Source organism: Demequina sp. NBRC 110052 (assembly GCF_002090075.1).
Classification (GTDB): Bacteria; Actinomycetota; Actinomycetes; order Actinomycetales; family Demequinaceae; genus Demequina.
This window is the reverse complement of the sequence record NZ_BBRI01000003.1, coordinates 196,906-214,497: the sequence shown is the minus strand read 5'-3', so window position 1 is coordinate 214,497 and position 17,592 is coordinate 196,906. Positions and strand designations below refer to the sequence as shown.

The window sequence follows — 17,592 nt, the reverse complement described above, 5'->3', positions numbered from 1 at the left end:
GTGCCTGGCGAGGTTCTCACATGCCCGACGCCGTGGCCCGGCTTAGTCGACGACGGCAGCCTCGTCGTGTTCCTCCTCCAAGCCCGGCGCGGTGCCGGGCTCGGCGGAGAGCGACTTGTCGCCGCGGGGCAGCGCGATGAGCATGAGCAGCGCCGTGCCGATGGCGATGATCGCGGAGATCAGCATGGAGTGCTGGTTGGCGTCCATGAACGCGGTCTGAGCGGCGAAGGCGATCTGTGCCGCCGCGTCGGCCGTCTCGCCCCCTGCCAGCGCGAGCTGGTCGGTGACCGCGATGGCCCCGGCAAGGGAGTCCTGCACCGCGCCAGCAGCCTCGGCGGGCAGGTCGGCGACGGTGGGGGCGATGTTGTCGGCGTACTGGTTGGCGATGAGCGAGCCGAGCACGGCGATGCCGAGCGAGGCGCCCAATTCGCGGGTGGTGTCATTCATGGCGGAGCCCATGCCGGAGCGGTTGCGCGGCACCGAGGACATCAGCATGTTGGTCGCGGGGGTCATGACCATCGCCATGCCCAGCGTCACGAGCGACATCGCGAGGAGGAAGTCCCAGTACGAGGGGATCGTGGGCCATGTGGTCATGAGCAGGAACCCGCCCGCGATGATGAGCAGGCCGGGGATGACCGTCCAGCGGGTGCCGAAGCGCTCCAAGTACTTGGGGATGAGCGGGCCGATGAACATCATCGGCAGCATCGACGGGATGAAGGCCACGGCAGTGGTGAGCGCGTCGTAGCCCATGACGAGCTGGAAGATCTGCGTCATGCCGAAGAAGGCGCCCATCATCGCGAAGAAGGTGAGCGTGACGGAGATGACGGAGAGCGAGAAGCGCGAACGAGCGAACAGCGTGAGGTCGAGCATCGGCTCGGCGACGCGGCGCTCCCACCAGATGAACAGTGCGAGGCTAACGGCGCCCACGGCCGCGGCGACGATCGTGAGGGTGTCGTCGAAGCCGTGCGACGGCGCCTCCATGATCGTGTAGACGATGCCGGCCAGCGCGAGCGTGATGAACAGTCCGCCGATCCAGTCCACGGGCGTGGCCTTCTCATCCACCGACTCGGGCACGATGAGCCACGTCACGGCGAGCGCGACCACGCCGAAGACGGCGCCTAGCAGGAAGGCCGAGTGCCAGTCGAAGAAGTGCAGCAGGATGCCTGTCAGCACGGAGCCGATCATCATGCCGACGCCGGAGACGGCCGCCCAGATGGCGATCGCCTTCGGGCGCTCCTTGGACGGGAAGACGACGTTCACGAGTGACAGCGTCGTCGGCATCACGAGCGCGCCGCCGATGCCCATGAGCGCGCGCGAGGCGATGAGCTCGCCGCCGGTGCTGGCGAAGAAGGGTGCGTACAGCGACGCGAGCACAAAGATGACGAGCCCGACGAGCATGACGCGCTTGCGGCCGTAGCGGTCCGCGATGGAGGCGGAGATGAACAGCAGCGCGGCGAAGACCAGGGTGAACGCCTCGACCACCCAGGTGAGCTGCAGCTGCGTCATGAAGAACTCGACCGCGAGCTCGGGCAGCGCGAGGTTGAGGCTCATGTTGGCGATCATCGCGGTCATGAGTCCCAGGCACAGGGTGGCGAGGATCGCCCAGCGGCGCTGGTAGACGGCGGCGCTGATGCCCTCGGCGAGCGCGTCATCGAGCGCGGCATCGCGCGGCGTGGCGTCAGTGGGCGAGGCAGGGGACGCTGACATGGGACCTCCGGGGTCGGTCGTCGGGGAAGGGGGTGGCCACGTCTGCGGGGCGTGCACCAATATAATTCGTGTGAGGCGAATCAACAACCCGGAGGCGGTGCTGGCATGGGAGGCTACGGCTCTATGGACGACTCCAGGGCTGCGCTCACCGCACGCGTCACCGCGCTGCAGCGCGAGCTCGTGATGTCCCAGATGCGCCCGCAGTCGGAGTCGCTGTTCAGCAGCGGCATTACCGTCGCGCAGCTGCACACGTTGCTGTACGTGCACGCCGTGCCGGGTCGCCCCACCGCGGAGGTCGCCGAGGCAGTCGGCATGAAGCCCAACATCGCGACCGGCGTGGTCCAGCGGCTCGCCGCGCGCGGATGGCTGGCTCGCACGCCCGACGCGCACGACGGCCGGGTGCGCAGGCTCGCCCTCACGCCCGAGGGCGCCGCGTTCGTGGAGAGCGTCGCGGGCGCTGCAGAGCAGCAGTTCGTCGACCACCTCGATGTGCTGAGTGAGGATCAGCTGGCACAGCTGGCCGACATGCTCGCGACCATCGCCGCGTCGATTCGACCCGGAGATTGACGATCCCGCCGCTAGAGTGGGCGCAATCGATGAGAGGGCGAGGCTGATGACGGACCGCGAGAGTCTGCTCGACACCACGGTGGCCGAGTTCATGCGCTTCCTTCACCGCTCGTCGCCGAACCAGGTGGGCGCCGTCGCACGCCTGGGGCTCACGCTCCACCAGTTCCGCGGAATCATTATCGTCTACGTCGAGCCGGGCATCACGACCTCGGACTTCGCGGACGCGATCGGCGTGCAGCCGTCCGTCGCCACCGGAGTGGTTCAGCGACTCGTCGCGCGCGACCTCGTGCGCCGCGAACTCGACGCCGACGACCGCCGCGTGCGGCGCCTGTACCTCACCGATCAGGGAAACGAGGTCGCCGAGGAGGCCGCCGGCATCGCACGATCGGCACGGCGCACGCAGCTCTCGGCGCTCGACGACGGCCAACTCGAGCAGCTCCGTGAGCTGCTCCGCGTGCTCGACAGCGGACTCGACCGGGCCTGAGTCACTCCACACCGCTCAGGAGCGCTCGAGCACACCCGCCTCGCCCAGCAGCGCCTTCCACGAGGCGGCCGTCTCACGCGCGTAGCCGAGCGCCGTGTGCTCCCTGAGCGAGATCGCAGGGTAGGCACCCTGCGCGTCGAGCCCGGCGCGGCCGCACAGCCACACCGCGCGCGGCAGGTGGAACTCCTGCGAGCAGACGATCACGCTCGCAAGATCGGCCTCGCACGCGTGCGAAGCCGAGGCGAAAGTGTTGACTCCGTGCGGGTCGAGCATGATCGCCGACTCGGGCACACCGAGTTCGAGAGCGGTGCGGCGCATCGACGCGGTCTCGTCGAGTCCCTCCCGGTTGCTCCCCGCGCCTGACATCAGCAGCGTGGGCACGAGCCCCGAGTGATACAACGTCGCCGCAGTCTCTACGCGCTCGCGCAGGAACCTGCTCGGACGGCCGTCCTCCCACACGCGCGCGCCGAGCACGAGCGCGGCGTCGGCGGCGTCGAGCTCGGGGGAGCCCACGGGATGCACGGCGCCGAAAGTCAGCGCGCGCATCGCCAGGTTCGGTGCGGCGATCGCCGCGCCCGCGAACCCGAAGGCGAGTTCCCTACGCATCGTCGCCCTCCGTCGCCTCGTCCGCGCCCGCGTGCGGTGGCAGGCCGTTCATGGCCTCCGCGAACGCTCCCGTGGCCAGCACCTTGGTGGAGCCGTCGGCCTCCGTCGCGGTCACCTGCTGCACCGCGCCGCGATACCACCAGAACACCTCGGGCGAGAGCGCTCCAGGCGCGCTCGCGTAGCCGTCGCGCGCGACGGCGGCGAGCGCGGATACGGCCTGCACGGCGCCCAGATCCTCGATCACGTGGAAGAGCAGACGGTGGCGGTCAGGCACCGCGACGAGCACCCCGCGCCGCGCGTCGCCGACGCGCTCGATCTCGTCTTCGAGCACCATCAGGCGGCTGGCGACGAAGTACGAGCCGCCGGCGAGGCGGTGGATGGGTCCGCCTGGCGATTCGAGCACGTCTCGCTCCTCGACCTCGACCGCGCGCAGCCGTGCGGTCGCCGCGCTCCAGGCGGCAGCCATGTCGGTGTCGGCGAGCACGCCCGCCGGAACAGTCATGACGGACTCGGGCGTGTCGACAGCGAGGACTGCGCGCATGCCCGCGCCGATCGTGGTCGAGTAGGGTGCCAGCTCGGCGTCCCAGCCGGCGGGCAGCGCCGCGCGATCCATGAGTCGCAGGCATGCACTGTCGAGCACCGTCTGCGGCGTGAGCGGCGACGCCGACTGCTGCGCGCGCAGCACCGCGCCCACGTGGTGGAACACCGCTCCCGCGCGCTCGTCCGGGGCGGCGGAGGAGAAGACGGCGGCGAGGTTGCGCAAGGGGTGCACCGCGCCGTCGGGGGTGCGCGCAGCATCGGGCCCCACCTGGGCGTCGACGCCCGACTGCCGGAACGCTGCGGTCACGAGAGCGCGCAGGTGGGCGCCCTCCTCCATCGTGAGGAAGGGGAAGGCCGGGTCGGCCGTGGGCGTGCGGTCCTTCTTGCGTCGGAACAGGGCCATGCTCGCACGCTACCCGGTCATCTCAGCGAGTGTCGCCAGGCGTCGTCTCCACGCCCCAGCGGGAGCATGATGCGCCGGCCCTGCATGCGGCGCGTGCGGTCCATCCACGCGGAGCGAGGCGAGCCGGGGCCGTCTGCGGGAGCATCGGCGGAAGCGACGGCGACCATGCCCGCGACCAGGGCCGCGAGCTCCGCCTCGTCCGGGGTGCCGCGCACCACGCGGAGCGAGGCTGCCGCCGCAGTGACGTCTTCGCCGTTCACAGCGGGATGTTCCCGTGCTTCTTGGGCGGCAGCGACGAGCGCTTGGTGCGCAGGGCCCGCAGCCCCTTGACGATCTGCGCGCGCGTCTCGTGGGGCTGGATGACGGCATCGACGTAGCCGCGGTCGGCGGCGTCGTACGGGTTGACGATGCGGTCCTCGTAGTCGTCGATCAGCGCCTGGCGCTCCGCCTCGACGTCCCCGCCCTTCGCCTCCACGTCGGCGAGCGTGCGCCGCGACAGGATGTTGACCGCGCCGGCCGCGCCCATGACCGCGATCTGGGCGGTGGGCCACGCGAGGTTGATGTCAGCGCCCAGCTGCTTGGAGGCCATGACGATGTACGCGCCGCCGTAGGCCTTGCGCGTGATCACTGTGATGAGCGGCACGGTCGCCTCGGCGTAGGCGTAGATCAGCTTCGCTCCGCGGCGGATGATGCCGCGATGCTCCTGCGCGACGCCCGGCAGGAAGCCGGGCACGTCCACGAACGTGAGCACCGGGATGTTGAAGGCGTCGCACGTGCGCACGAAGCGCGCGGCCTTCTCGGAGGCGTCGATGTCGAGGGTTCCCGCCATCTGCTGCGGCTGGTTCGCGACCACGCCCACGGAGTGGCCCTCGACGTGGCCGAAGCCCACGACGACGTTCGGTGCGAACAGCGGCTGCACCTCGAGCAGCTCGCCGTCGTCGAGCACGGTCTCGAGCAGGGTGCGCATGTCGTACGGCTGGTTGTCGCTGTCGGGGACGAGTGCGTCGAGCGCCATGTCCTCCTCGGTGAGCTCGAGCTCGGCGGGCTGCTCCCACGTGGGCGGGTCGGTGAGGTTGTTCTGCGGCAGGTACTGCAGCAGGTGCTGCACGTACTCGATCGCGTCGTCCTCGTCGGACGCGAGGTAGTGCGCGACGCCCGACTTGGCGTTGTGCGTCTCGCCGCCGCCCAGCTCCTCGAACGTGACCTGCTCGCCGGTGACCGCCTTGATGACGTCGGGCCCGGTGATGAACATCTGCGACGTGCCGTCGGCCATCACGATGAAGTCGGTGAGCGCCGGGGAGTACACGGCGCCGCCCGCGGACGGCCCGAGGATGAGCGAGATCTGCGGGATCACGCCCGAGGCGGCCACATTGCGGCGGAACATCTCCGCGAACTGCGTGAGCGCGGCGACACCCTCCTGGATGCGCGCGCCGCCGCCGTCCGAGATGCCGATCAAAGGCACGCCCGTGCGCAGCGCAAAGTCCTGCACCTTGGCGATCTTGTTGCCGTGCACCTCGCCGAGCGAGCCGCCGAACACGGTGAAGTCCTGGCTGAACACGGCCACCTGGCGGCCGTCGATGGTGCCGTAGCCGGTGACGACCCCGTCGCCGTACGGGCGGTTGCGGTCGAGCCCGAAGTTGGTGGAGCGGTGGCGCGCGAACTGGTCGAACTCGACGAACGAGCCCTCATCGAGCAGCTGGAGCACGCGCTCGCGCGCGGTCTTCTTGCCCCGCGCGTGCTGCTTCTCGCGGGCGGTCTCCTCCGGTGCTGTCACCGCGGCGTCGTGGCGCTTGCGCAGCGCGGCGGCAGCGCCTGCGGTGGTCTTCCTCGGCTCGGTGCTGGACACGTCTCTCCCTTGACTTGAACGGGGACAGCCTAGCCGGGAAGGCTCGCGCGGGGCCCGCCCGACGCGGGGGCTGGGGGAGTGCGAGCGTGACCCGGCCATGACGTCGGGCGGGCGGGAGAGCAGGCCTCAAACGGGCTGAATCGGGCGAGAAGGGCGTCGCATTGGTGACGCGTCGGCAGGGTTCCGTGAGCGCGACGCGCCTGTTTGCGGAAGCGAGGGAGTCCGAACATGCCCGTTTAAGTTTGACTCGCGCCGGTTTGCGCGCTACCGTCGGTCGCGTCAACGAAGACAGGCCCGCGGGCCAGCATGCGAACTGTCCGGTGCAGAGTGGCACAGGACGTGGAAAGGGAAGGCACGCATGTCACTACCTGATGCTCAGGTCAACAAGAACCGGGAGGGCGGCATGGGCGCCGCCGTCCAGAAGTTCGGACGATTCCTGTCCGCCATGATCATGCCCAACATCGGCGCATTCATCGCGTGGGGCCTCATCACGGCCTTCTTCATCGAGACCGGATGGGTGCCCAACGCGGGCTTCGCCGAGATGGTCGGTCCGATGATCACCTACCTGCTGCCGCTGCTGATCGGCTACACCGGCGGAAAGCTCGTCCACGACACCCGCGGTGGCGTCATCGGCGCCATCGTCACGATGGGGGTCATCACCGGCGCCGACGTGCCGATGTTCCTCGGCGCGATGATCGCCGGTCCCGCATCGGCCTGGCTGCTCAAGCAGTTCGACAAGGCCATCGAGGGCAAGGTCAAGGCCGGCTTCGAGATGCTCATCGACAACTTCTCGATCGGCATCCTCGGCATGCTGCTCGCCATGCTCGGCAAGCAGCTCATCGGCCCCGTGGTGAGCCAGCTCGTCGAGTGGGCGGGCAACGGCGTGGACTTCCTCGTCAACAACAGCCTGCTGCCGCTGGCCTCGATCATCGTCGAGCCCGCCAAGGTGCTGTTCCTCAACAACGCGATCAACCACGGCGTCTTCACCCCGCTGGGCAGCCAGCAGGTGCTCGAGGACGGCAAGTCGATCCTGTTCATGATCGAGTCCAACCCCGGACCCGGCCTGGGCATCCTCGTGGCCTTCATGTTCTTCGGCCCCCGGATGCTGCGCGCGTCCGTCCCCGGCGCGATCATCATCCACTTCTTCGGCGGCATCCACGAGATCTACTTCCCGTACATCCTCATGAAGCCGAAGCTGATCGCGGCCGCCATTCTCGGCGGCATGTCCGGCGTCCTCACCGGCGTCATCCTGGGCAACGGCCTCGTGGCGCCTCCGTCTCCGGGAAGCATCTTCGCCTACTTCACCTTCACGCCGAAGGGCGAGTACGTGGGCATGCTGCTCCAGGTCTTCATCGCCGCCGCGGTGTCCTTCGTCGTGGCGTTCTTCCTGCTCAAGTTCGACAAGGAGCTGCGCCAGGAGGCCCGCGAGGAGAAGGAGGCCGAGCAGGCCGCCGTCGAGCCCGCGAACGCGTAAGCGAGCACAATCACAGGTGACGGGGGCCGCAGCCGTGCGGCCACGGCCCCCGTCCCCCACCATCCCCCAGGAAGGAGCGGCAAGGATGCCCTCGATCAACGGATCCGACGTCAAGAAGGTCATCGTGGCCTGCGACGCAGGCATGGGCTCGAGCGTGATGGTCGCCAGCACGCTCAAGGGCAAGCTCAAGAAGTACGGCGTCGAGGTGTCCCACACCCCGGTCAACGAGATCCCCAAGGACGCAGGCACCGTCGTGCTGTGCCACCAGGGCCTCGCCGCTCGCGCACAGGCGACGGCGCCCGATGCAGTGGTCGTGCCGTTCGCGATCTTCATGGGCGACCCGGCGTTCGCGAAGGTCGAGCAGGCCATCGCGAACGGTCAGGACCTGGAGTCCTGAGCATGGCGATTCTCCCCGCCGAGGGCGTCCGTCTTGGCCTCACTGCCAAGGACAAGACGGACGCCCTGAACCAGTGCGGCGCCGCGCTCGTCGAGATCGGCGCCGCGAGCCAGGAGTACGCGGATGCGCTGCACGAGCGCGAGACGTCGGTCTCCACCTACATCGGTGAGGGCGTGGCGATCCCCCACGGCACCAACGAGAGCCGCGAGCACATCGCCCGCGCGGCCATCGCCTACCTGCAGTTCCCCGACGGAGTCGACTGGGACGGAAACGACGTGCGCGTCTGCATCGCGATCGCGTCCAAGTCCGAGGAGCACGTCGGCATCCTCCAGCAGCTTGCGGGCGTGCTGATGGATCCGGAGTCCGCGGCCGCCTTGAGGGAGGCGTCCACGGTCGACCAGGTCCTCGCACTGCTCGACACCGACGCCTAGGCGTCGACCACCCCTACACGCGTCCCCAGGAAGAAGGAACCCCACCATGAAGGCGCTCAAGTTCTATGCCCCCGAGGACGTCCGCATCGAGGACGTTCCCGAGCCGCAGGTCGGTCCGGGCGAGGTCAAGATCCGTGTCCGGAACTGCTCGACGTGCGGCACCGACGTCAAGATCTTCTACAACGGTCACCAGAACCTCACTCCGCCGCGCACCATCGGCCACGAGATCGCCGGCGAGATCGTCGACATCGGCGAGGGCGTCGAGGGCTGGGAGGTCGGCGCGCGCGTGCAGGTGATCGCCGCCGTGCCGTGCGGAGACTGCTACGAGTGCTCGCGCGGCTGGATGGAGGTCTGCCAGAACCAGACCTCGATGGGCTACCAGTACGACGGCGGCTTCGCGGAGTACATGATCGTGCCCCGCGAGGTCATGAAGGTCGACGGGCTCAACCGCATCCCCGACGGCGTCGGCTTCGACGAGGCCTCAGCCGCCGAGCCGCTCGCGTGCGCGATCAACGCGCAGCGCATCCTCGGCATCGAGGAGGGCGACACCGTGGTCGTGTTCGGCGCCGGGCCCATCGGCGCAATGCACATCCGGCTCGCCAGGGCCAACGGCGCGGGCCGCATCTTCCTCATCGACGTCAACGACGAACGCCTCGCCATGACGGCCGACGCGGTCCACCCCGACGAGGTCATCAACGGCGCCACGGTCGACGTGGTCGAGAAGGTCAAGGAGCTCACCGACGGCAGGGGCGCGGACGCGATCATCACCGCCACGGCGGCGAACATCGCGCAGGAGCAGGCCATCTCCATGGCGGCTCGCAACGGCAAGATCTCGTTCTTCGGCGGCCTGCCCAAGACGAACCCGACCATCACCTGCGACTCGAACCTCGTGCACTACCGGCAGCTGCGCATCTTCGGCGCGAACGGCTCGGCACCGCACCACAACAGGGCGGCCCTTGAGATGATTGCGTCAGGCAAGGTGCCGGTGAAGGACCTGATCACGGAGCACATTCCGCTCGAGAACGTGCTGGATGCCTTCGACATCGTCAAGCGCGGCGCCGCCATCAAGGTGACCGTCGAGCCGTGACGCGAGCCGTGGGCGCCGCGATGGCGCCCACGGGTCACGTCGGGGACGATGACATGAACGTACGAGGAGGTACCGCGTTGTATGCGGCGGAGCGTCAGCAGGAGATCCTGACCCAGGCACGCGCACAGGGACGGGTCGAGGTCGGCTCGCTCGCAGAGGCGCTCGGGGTCACGGTCGAGACCGTGAGGCGGGACCTCACGGCGCTCGAGAGGCTCGGCGTCGTGCGGCGCGTCCATGGCGGAGCGCTCCCCGTCGAGCGGTTGACGCTCGAGCCCAACCTGGCCGCGCGCGAGACCCAGCACTCCGAGGAGAAGCGCCGGATCGCCGCCCGCGCGGTGCTCGAGATACCCGAGGGGGGCTCGGTGCTCCTCGACGCGGGCACCACGACGCTCGCCATCGCCGAGCAGATCCCGCAGGACCTCAAGGTCACCGTGATCACCAACTCTGTGGTCATCGGCGCCCAGCTCGCGGAACACGCGAGCGTGGACCTGCTGCTGCTCGGGGGGCGCGTGCGCCACCGCACGGGCGCCGCCGTCGGCCCGTGGATGCAGGACGCGCTCGCGGGCACCTACGTGGACGTCGCGTTCCTCGGCACGAACGGCTTCGACCCCGAGCGAGGACTCACCACGCCCGACCAGGCCGAGGCCGCCGCCAAGCGCGCCATGGTGGCCGCGGGCCGCCGCGTGATCGCCGTCTCCGATGCGTCCAAGGCCGGCCACGTGCACCTCCACAGGTTCGCCGCCGCGTCCGAGGTGGCGATGCTGATCACCGACGAGGACCTGGACGACGACACCGTCGAGGACCTCGACGCCGCCGGCATGGAAGTGGTGCGCGCATGATCGTCACCCTTACGCCCAATCCGAGCCTCGACCGCACCATCGAGGTCGAGCGACTCGAGGTGGGCCAGGTGCATCGGGCGCTCGGCATCCGTGTGGATCCGGGCGGCAAGGGCGTCAACGTCTCGCGCGCGCTCGCGGCGAACGGTCGCCGCACCGCCGCCGTGCTCCCCGCCGCGGGCGGCGGGGCCACGCAGTTCGCCGAGCTCCTCGACGACGCGGGGGTCGAGCACGACTTCGTGCCGCTCGACGACGCGTTGCGCACCAACATCACGCTCGTCGAGTCGGACGGCACCACGACCAAGATCAACGAGAAGGGCCGCCGCTCGAGCGCCGCCGACGCGGAGGCGATGCTGGCCGCGGTGAGTCGTCGACTCGACGACGCACGGTGGCTTGTCGGCTCAGGCAGCCTCCCGCCCGGGCTCGACGCCTCGCTCTATACGGACCTCGTGGCGCTCGGCCGCTCCCGCGGCGTGCGCGTGGCGATCGATACCTCCGGACCCGCGCTCGCGGTGGCGGTCGAGGCGCAGCCCGACCTCATCAAGCCCAACCACGAGGAGCTCGAGGAGCTCGTGGGTGCCGCGCTGCCGACGGTAGGAGACGTCCTCGATGCCGCGCGTGCGCTCGTGGCGGCCGGCATCGGCGCGGTCGTCGTCAGCCTCGGCTCCGACGGCGCCCTCGCCGTCGACGCGGCCCGCGCCGTCCATGTGCGCGGCATCGTCGAGCGTCCGCTGTCCACCGTCGGGGCAGGCGACTGCCTGCTCGCAGGCTGGCTCGCGGCCACCGCGGAGGGTGCGCCGTTGGACGTGGCTCTCACTACCGGGGTGCGCTGGGGTTCGGCAGCGGTCGCGCTTCCGGGAAGCCGCGTGCCGTCGCCTGCCGACCTCTCTCTCGCCTCCGTCACGGAACCGCGCGAGCCCGCATCGGACACAGCCCTCACCGACCACCCGGCCACTCCGGCCACGATCACCGAAGGATGACACCATGACCACTCGCACCGTCGCGATCGGCTCTTCCGTCGGCCTCCACGCGCGCCCCGCCGCGCTGTTCGTGCAGGCCGTCAACGAGGCCGGGATCCCGGTCACCATCGCCAAGGAGGGCGGCACCCCCGTGCCCGCCAACTCGATGCTCGGCATCATGGCGCTCGGCGCCAAGTGCGGCGACGTCGTTGAGCTCACCTCCGACGCGGACGGCGCCGATGCCGTCCTCGACTCACTCGTCGAGCTTCTCGCCAAGGACCTCGACGCCGAGGGCTCCTGATGTCCGTGGGCGTCGTCCAGGGGATCGGAGTCAGTGCGGGCTCCGCCTTCGGGCCAGTCGTCAAGGTCGGTGCAGCCGTGCGTCCTCCCGCCGACGAACCGCCCGCTGACAACGGCGCGGAGAAGGTGGCAGACGCGCTCGAAGCGGTCGCGACCGAGCTCGAGCGTCGGGCGCTCACCGCCCTGGACACCGCCGCATCCATCCTCCAGGCCACCGCGATGCTTGCGCGCGACCCGGGCCTGCTCGCCGCCGCGACGACCGAGGTCGAGGGCGGCGCCGGTCCCGCGACCGCGCTCGACCGTGCCGTGCAGTCCTACATCGACCAGTTCACCGCGCTCGGCGGCTACTTCGCCGAGCGCGCCACCGACCTGCGGGACGTCGGCGACCGCGCGATCGCGCACGTGCTCGGGGTTCCCGCCCCTGGTGTGCCGACGCTGACCGAGGAGTGCGTGCTCGTCGCCGTCGACCTCGCGCCCGCCGAGACCGCGACGCTGGATCGCGCCAAGGTGCTCGGCATCGTCACCCAGGAGGGCGGCCGTACGAGCCACACCGCGATCCTCGCGGCGCAGATGGCGATCCCCGCAGTGGTGAAGGTCGCCGGCGCGACCGACCTCGAGGACGGCGTGCACGTGCTGGTCGACGGGGACACGGGCGAGGTGCACGTCGAGCCGACCCCGGAGCTCGTTCGCGAGCTCAGGCAGCGCAGCGAGCGCCGTGCGGCCGCGCTCGAGTCGACCACCGGCCCCGGACGCACCAGCGACGGCAGGGGAGTGCAACTGCTCGCCAACATCGGCGGCGTCGAGGACGCGGAGGCCGCAGGCAGGGAGGACCTCGAGGGCGTGGGACTGTTCCGCACCGAGTTCGTGTTCCTCAGCGCCTCGACCGCGCCCACCGTCGAGGAGCAGACCGACATCTACCGCAAGGTGTTCGCGCCCTTCGAGGGCCGCAAGGTGGTGGTCCGGACGCTCGACGCCGGAGCCGACAAGCCGCTCGCGTTCGCTGACCTGGGCGCGGAGGAGAACCCCGCGCTCGGCCGACGCGGACTGCGCCTCTCTGCCGAGCGTCCCGACCTTCTCGATGCGCAGCTCGAGGCGCTATCCATCGCCGCGTCCGAGACAGGCGCGGACGTGCAGGTGATGGCGCCCATGGTCGCGATCGTCGAGGAGGCGGCATGGTTCGCGCGCCGGGTCCGTGAGAACGGGCTTCCCAAGGTCGGCGTGATGATCGAGGTGCCGGGCGCGGCGATGCGCTCGGCGCACCTCATGGAGGAGGTCGACTTCGGCTCGCTCGGCACGAACGACCTCGCGCAGTACACGCTCGCCGCCGACCGCATGCAAGGAGAGCTCGCCGATCTGCTCGACCCGTGGCAGCCCGCGCTGCTCGATGTGATCGCGACCGCGTGCCACGGCGCCGCGATCAACGGCAAGCCGATGGGAGTGTGCGGAGAGTCCGGAGGCGACCCGCTGCTCGCTCTCGTGCTCGTGGGGCTCGGTGTGTCCAGCCTGTCGATGGCGCCCAGCAAGGTCCCCATGGTGCGCTTCGCGCTCGCGCAGCACACGTTCGCGCAGTGCCAGCGACTCGCGCACCTCGCGCGGTCAGCGCGCACCGCCTATGACGCCCGTGAAGCGGTGCTCGCGGAGGCGAGCCCCGCGCTGCGCGAGGTCATCTAGCTCAGCGGCGCGCGCGGGTCTCGCGAGACGGCGGGAGGAGCCGTCTACGCTGACGGCATGGACCCGCGCGCGCCGCTGACCCCCGACCTGGTCGAGCCGCTGATCGCCCCGCGCGGCCCGCTCGCGCTCGCGGCCGTCGTGCCCGACGAGCCCTCGACCAATACTGCGCTCGCGGCGGCGCTGCGCCAGAACCCCGACGCGTGGCCGCACCTGTCGGCCTACGTGGCGGACCATCAGACTGCGGGTCGCGGGAGGTCCGGTCGCGTCTGGGAGACGCCGCGTGGGGTGGCGCTGACCGCGTCGTTCGTGCTGCGGCCCCGCGCGTCGGGGCCCGACCTCGCGTGGGCGCCGCTCGTGGTGGGCCTGGCCGCGGTCCGCGCCGTGCGCGCGCTCGGCGTCGACGCAGCGCTCAAGTGGCCGAACGATGTGATCGTGGACGTCGCGGGCGCGGACGACATCGCCGGGTGGGGGACGTGGCGCAAGGTCGTCGGGATCCTGTGCGAGATCGTCGACGGTGCCGTCGTCGCGGGCGTGGGCGTCAACGTCGCGCAGGGGGCGCACGAGCTGCCCGTGCCCCACGCCGCGTCGCTCGCGTCGCTCGGGATGGAGGTGACGCGGGTCGCGGTGCTCGACCGGCTGGCGAGCGAGATCGCCGCCGCGTGCCGACTGTGGGACGCGGATCCGGAGGCGATCCGTGCCGAGGTGACCGATGTGTGCGCGACCCTCGGGCTGCCCGTCGCGGTGGACGCCGGTGGACCGTCTCCCGTGGTCGGAACCGCGACCGGGCTCGGGGGGGACGGCGCGCTCCTGGTGACCACGGCGTCGGGCGTTATCACCGCCGTGCTCGCCGGCGACGTGCGCGTGCGGCGCGCCCGCTGACCCTCGTCAAATTGTCACGCGTCCATCACGCGTATGTCACAAGGTGGTAACGAGGCCGCAGTTTGTGCATGGCAGGCGACAGGTTGTGCGACCGGCGAACCCGGTTCGATGCCGCGCTGTTTCACTTTTCTTCAGCGCGCCGACCAGCACGCACCACCGCAGGACACCGCCGTCAGACATCGGAGTCCCACGGCACGGGCATCTGGTCACCGCGTCAGAACGATCGCCACGCGATCGCGGCTCGGAAGCCGTCCGGGCTCACGCGAACGGGTGCGGTCATCGATCCAGCTCCACTGGACACAGGGGAGAACACGATGCAGTCAATGATGACGAAGGAGGCATGAGCATGAAGCCCATGCACATCAAGGGCGCGGCGGCGTTCGCGGGCCTGACGCTCGCGATCAGCCTGGCCGGATGCTCGACGGACGAGCCCGGCAGCACCGAGGCAGGTGGCAGCTACACCACCAGCGAGGTGTCCGATGGCGACACGACGTTCACCGTCGTGGACAACCCCGGCGACTACCCGGACCTGTCGTACGGCTCGGAGAGCGGCGTCACGCTGCTCGAGGAGGAGATCGACGGCTCCACGGTCGCGTTCAAGGACATGAACGCCAATGGCGAGCTCGACACGTGGGAGGACTGGCGCCTCGCGTCGACCGAGCGCGCGGCGGACATCGCCGGCCAGATGTCGATCGAGCAGATCGCGGGCCTCATGCTGTTCAGCTCGCACGAGCGTTCGCCCGGCGACGGCCTCACCGACGCCCAGAAGACCTACCTGTCCGAGTCGAACCTGCGCGCCGTCCTGAACGCTGCGGGCTCCGACGCCGGCACGACCGTCCCGTGGGTCAACGCGATGCAGGCCTACGTGGAGACCCTCGCGACCGAGGACACCCCGTACGTGCCCGTCAACTTCGCCTCCGACCCGCGCTCGACCGCCGGCTCCGGCGGCTACAACGCCGACGGCGCGGACATCTCGCGCTGGCCCTCGAACCTGGGCCTCGCGGCGACGTTCGACCCGGCCTACACGCTGCAGTTCGGTCAGATGGCCTCCGCGGAGTACCGCGCGCTGGGCATCACGACCGCGCTGAGCCCGCAGATCGACCTCGCCACGGAGCCCCGCTGGCTCCGCGTCGGCGGTACGTTCGGTGAGGACTCCGACCTCGCCGCCGAGCTCACCGCCGCGTACGTCTCTGGCTTCCAGGGCTCCGACGGCGCCGCTGACTGGGGAACCGAGTCGGTCAACGCGATGATCAAGCACTGGCCCGGCGACGGCCCCGGCGAGGGCGGCCGCGAGTCGCACACCGAGGTCGGCAAGTACGGCGTGTACCCGGGCGGCAACCTCGACGAGCACATCAAGGTCTTCCAGGCCGCACTCGACTCCGCTGCGGTCATGACCTCGTACTCGATCTCGCTGGACGGTGACGGACAGCCGCTGTTCGAGGACCGCATGGGCACCGCGTACGACACGGGCCTCATGTCGATCCTGCGCGACGACAACGCCTTCGGCGGCGTCGTCGTGACGGACTGGGGCGTCATGACCGGCAAGAACGACGAGGGCGCGTTCATCGCGACCGCGCACGGCGCCGAGGACCTGGCGCCGGCAGAGCGCTACGTCGAGGTGCTCGGCACCGGTCACGACATGTTCGGTGGCGTCAACGACGCGACGATCCTCCTCGAGGGCGCCGCGCTGTGGCAGGAGAAGTTCGAGGCCGGCGAGCTCGACGTGGACGCGGAGACCCGCTTCCAGGAGTCGGGTGCCCGCATCCTCAAGATGTTCTTCGACGCCGGACTGTACGAGTCCGCGTTCCTCGACCCTGAGGAGTCGGCCTCGGTGCTCGCCTCGGACGACAAGGTCCAGGCAGGCTACGACGCGCAGCTCGCGTCGATCGTCATGCTGAAGAACGACGGCGTCATCGCCGAGGGCGTCGACCCGTCGGAGCTCACCGTCTACATCCCGCAGTCTGAGGACAACGGTGTGGCGAGCCTCTTCGGCCCCGCCACCTACTCGCAGGGTCCGACCATGGACCTCGACGCGGCCGCCGAGATCTTCGGCACCGTCGTGACCGACGAGGTCGTGCTCAACGATGAGGGTGTGGCGACGTCGATCACTGCTCCCGACCTCACCGACGTGGACCTGGTCCTGGTCGGCATGGACAGCCCGAACAACGGAGACAACTTCTCCGGCGCGGGTCACGACGTGGAGACCGGCGAGTGGTACCCGTTCTCGCTGCAGTACCGCCCCTACACGGCGGATGGCGACAACGTCCGCAAGGTCTCGATCGCTGGCGACATCCTCGAGGATGGCACCCAGGAGAACCGCTCCTACTTCGGCAACACCTCGCGCATCTCGAACGAGGCCGACCTGGACGCCTTCGAGCGTGCGGTCGCGGCCGTCGAGGCCAGTGGCTCCGACATCCCCGTGGTGGCGGTCCTCAAGGCCGTGAACCCGATCATCCCCGCCGAGTTCGAGGCCGACGCTGACGCGATCCTGGTCAGCTTCGGCACCTCGGACAAGGCAGTGTACGACGTCGCGACTGGCGCCTACGAGCCGTCGGGCCGCCTGCCGATCCAGTTCCCCGCGAACATGGACACGGTCGAGGCCCAGCTCGAGGACGTCGCGAAGGACATGACGCCTTACACCGACGCCGCAGGCAACGCCTACGACTTCGGCTTCGGCCTCAACTGGTCCGGCGTCATCGCCGACTAGCACTCCCGGGTGTGGCCGGCGGCTCCGGTCGCCGGCCACACCGCCCGGGCCGAACGAACGCAAGTTCGCTCGGCCATACAACCGCATAGACCATAGACATGGACCGTGAGACCCCCTCGCGGCTCGATCCCCTAGAGGAGCAATCATGAACATCAAGAAGGTGCAGACCACGGGTGCTGCTCTGCTGATCGCCGCGATGGGTGCGTTCGGACTCGCCGCCTGCTCGAGCGACACCGGCTCGACCGGTGGCGAGGACGGCGGCGCCGCATCGGCCGCCTGCGAGGCGCTCACGACCGACCTGGAGACCGCGAAGACTGCCGTCGACGACGCTCTCGCCGACGATGACTGGGCGCAGGTCATGCTCGCGTCCGACGTCAGCGAGCCGACCGTCAAGTACGGCCTCATGGTGATGCCGTTCGTCAAGACGGACGCCGCCGAGCGCGTGACCGGCACCGTCAACATCGACGGTGGCAACTACGTGATCGAGGCCGAGGGCGCCGACGGCGTGCTCTGCCAGATCGACCAGGACGGCGCCATCACCGAGGCCGCCGCCGAGTAGTTCGGCCCCTGAGGCCCCACCGGTGTCGACCGGGGGAGCCTGCCCGCCCCTCAGCGGGGCGGGCGGGCCCCTGGTCCGCCGCAACCCAGACTTCACTGCCTCGAGCGGCCCCCGGAGCCGCTCGGCACCCACCTCCCAT

The 17,592-nt window shown here is 70.0% G+C and carries 18 protein-coding genes; 13 read left to right on the top strand and 5 right to left on the bottom strand.

Annotated elements, in window-relative coordinates; genetic code table 11:
• Positions 1-42: 42 nt before the first annotated feature.
• The gene (locus tag B7K21_RS08410) at positions 43-1,707 is read right to left on the bottom strand and encodes an MFS transporter (RefSeq protein WP_084075001.1); all 1,665 of its coding nucleotides are present in this window, start codon (positions 1,705-1,707) and stop codon (positions 43-45) included.
• Between the two features lie 123 nt (positions 1,708-1,830).
• Between B7K21_RS08410 and B7K21_RS08405 the strand changes: the two genes are divergently transcribed.
• Together B7K21_RS08405 and B7K21_RS08400 are read left to right on the top strand one after the other, a co-directional pair.
• Complete coding sequence (locus tag B7K21_RS08405; RefSeq protein ID WP_159448458.1) at positions 1,831-2,274, top strand: MarR family winged helix-turn-helix transcriptional regulator; 444 nt, start codon at positions 1,831-1,833, stop codon at positions 2,272-2,274.
• Between the two features lie 46 nt (positions 2,275-2,320).
• Positions 2,321-2,758, top strand: a complete 438-nt coding sequence (locus B7K21_RS08400) for a MarR family winged helix-turn-helix transcriptional regulator (RefSeq protein WP_144016143.1) — start codon at positions 2,321-2,323, stop codon at positions 2,756-2,758.
• A gap of 15 nt (positions 2,759-2,773) precedes the next feature.
• On the opposite strand, the gene B7K21_RS08395 is transcribed toward B7K21_RS08400, so the two are convergent.
• The 4 genes from B7K21_RS08395 to B7K21_RS08380 are packed head-to-tail and all read right to left on the bottom strand — an operon-like array spanning position 2,774 to position 6,252.
• Positions 2,774-3,364 (bottom strand): vancomycin high temperature exclusion protein, encoded by a 591-nt coding sequence (locus B7K21_RS08395; protein WP_084074998.1) that lies wholly within the window; start codon positions 3,362-3,364, stop codon positions 2,774-2,776.
• Positions 3,357-4,307: a hypothetical protein gene (locus tag B7K21_RS08390; protein ID WP_084074997.1), complete on the bottom strand. Its 951-nt coding sequence runs from the start codon at positions 4,305-4,307 to the stop codon at positions 3,357-3,359. Before B7K21_RS08390 ends, B7K21_RS08395 begins: the two co-directional genes overlap by 8 nt.
• 17 nt (positions 4,308-4,324) lie before the next feature.
• Positions 4,325-4,567 (bottom strand): acyl-CoA carboxylase subunit epsilon, encoded by a 243-nt coding sequence (locus tag B7K21_RS08385; protein ID WP_084074996.1) that lies wholly within the window; start codon positions 4,565-4,567, stop codon positions 4,325-4,327.
• Positions 4,564-6,252, bottom strand: a complete 1,689-nt coding sequence (locus B7K21_RS08380; RefSeq protein WP_084074995.1) for an acyl-CoA carboxylase subunit beta — start codon at positions 6,250-6,252, stop codon at positions 4,564-4,566. Before B7K21_RS08380 ends, B7K21_RS08385 begins: the two co-directional genes overlap by 4 nt.
• Before the next feature lie 259 nt (positions 6,253-6,511).
• Between B7K21_RS08380 and mtlA the strand changes: the two genes are divergently transcribed.
• From mtlA to B7K21_RS08325, 11 genes are all read left to right on the top strand, one after another.
• Complete coding sequence (gene mtlA, locus B7K21_RS08375) at positions 6,512-7,627, top strand: mannitol-specific PTS transporter subunit IIC (RefSeq protein ID WP_084074994.1); 1,116 nt, start codon at positions 6,512-6,514, stop codon at positions 7,625-7,627.
• A gap of 85 nt (positions 7,628-7,712) precedes the next feature.
• Positions 7,713-8,024, top strand: coding sequence for a PTS lactose transporter subunit IIB (locus B7K21_RS08370; RefSeq protein WP_084074993.1), 312 nt, complete (start codon positions 7,713-7,715; stop codon positions 8,022-8,024).
• 2 nt (positions 8,025-8,026) lie between these two features.
• A complete protein-coding gene (locus B7K21_RS08365) occupies positions 8,027-8,455 on the top strand; it encodes a PTS sugar transporter subunit IIA (RefSeq protein ID WP_084074992.1) in 429 nt (142 codons plus the stop codon).
• A 46-nt stretch (positions 8,456-8,501) separates the two neighbouring features.
• Complete coding sequence (locus tag B7K21_RS08360; RefSeq protein WP_084074991.1) at positions 8,502-9,542, top strand: zinc-dependent dehydrogenase; 1,041 nt, start codon at positions 8,502-8,504, stop codon at positions 9,540-9,542.
• A gap of 77 nt (positions 9,543-9,619) precedes the next feature.
• Positions 9,620-10,381 carry a DeoR/GlpR family DNA-binding transcription regulator gene (locus tag B7K21_RS08355; protein WP_084075458.1) on the top strand — a complete coding sequence of 254 codons (762 nt, stop codon included), beginning with the start codon at positions 9,620-9,622 and terminating at the stop codon, positions 10,379-10,381.
• Entirely contained in the window at positions 10,378-11,358 is a 981-nt protein-coding gene (gene pfkB, locus B7K21_RS08350; protein WP_084074990.1) for a 1-phosphofructokinase, read from the top strand. Before B7K21_RS08355 ends, pfkB begins: the two co-directional genes overlap by 4 nt.
• A 4-nt stretch (positions 11,359-11,362) precedes the next feature.
• Positions 11,363-11,638 (top strand): HPr family phosphocarrier protein, encoded by a 276-nt coding sequence (locus B7K21_RS08345; protein ID WP_084074989.1) that lies wholly within the window; start codon positions 11,363-11,365, stop codon positions 11,636-11,638.
• A complete protein-coding gene (gene ptsP, locus B7K21_RS08340) occupies positions 11,638-13,308 on the top strand; it encodes a phosphoenolpyruvate--protein phosphotransferase (RefSeq protein ID WP_144016142.1) in 1,671 nt (556 codons plus the stop codon). The genes B7K21_RS08345 and ptsP overlap by 1 nt, the downstream gene beginning before the upstream one ends.
• A 57-nt stretch (positions 13,309-13,365) precedes the next feature.
• The gene (locus B7K21_RS08335; RefSeq protein WP_084074987.1) at positions 13,366-14,187 is read left to right on the top strand and encodes a biotin--[acetyl-CoA-carboxylase] ligase; all 822 of its coding nucleotides are present in this window, start codon (positions 13,366-13,368) and stop codon (positions 14,185-14,187) included.
• Positions 14,188-14,527: 340 nt separating this feature from the next.
• The gene (locus B7K21_RS08330; RefSeq protein ID WP_234989255.1) at positions 14,528-16,894 is read left to right on the top strand and encodes a glycoside hydrolase family 3 N-terminal domain-containing protein; all 2,367 of its coding nucleotides are present in this window, start codon (positions 14,528-14,530) and stop codon (positions 16,892-16,894) included.
• A gap of 145 nt (positions 16,895-17,039) precedes the next feature.
• Entirely contained in the window at positions 17,040-17,453 is a 414-nt protein-coding gene (locus B7K21_RS08325) for a hypothetical protein (RefSeq protein ID WP_084074985.1), read from the top strand.
• Positions 17,454-17,592 lie beyond the last annotated feature (139 nt).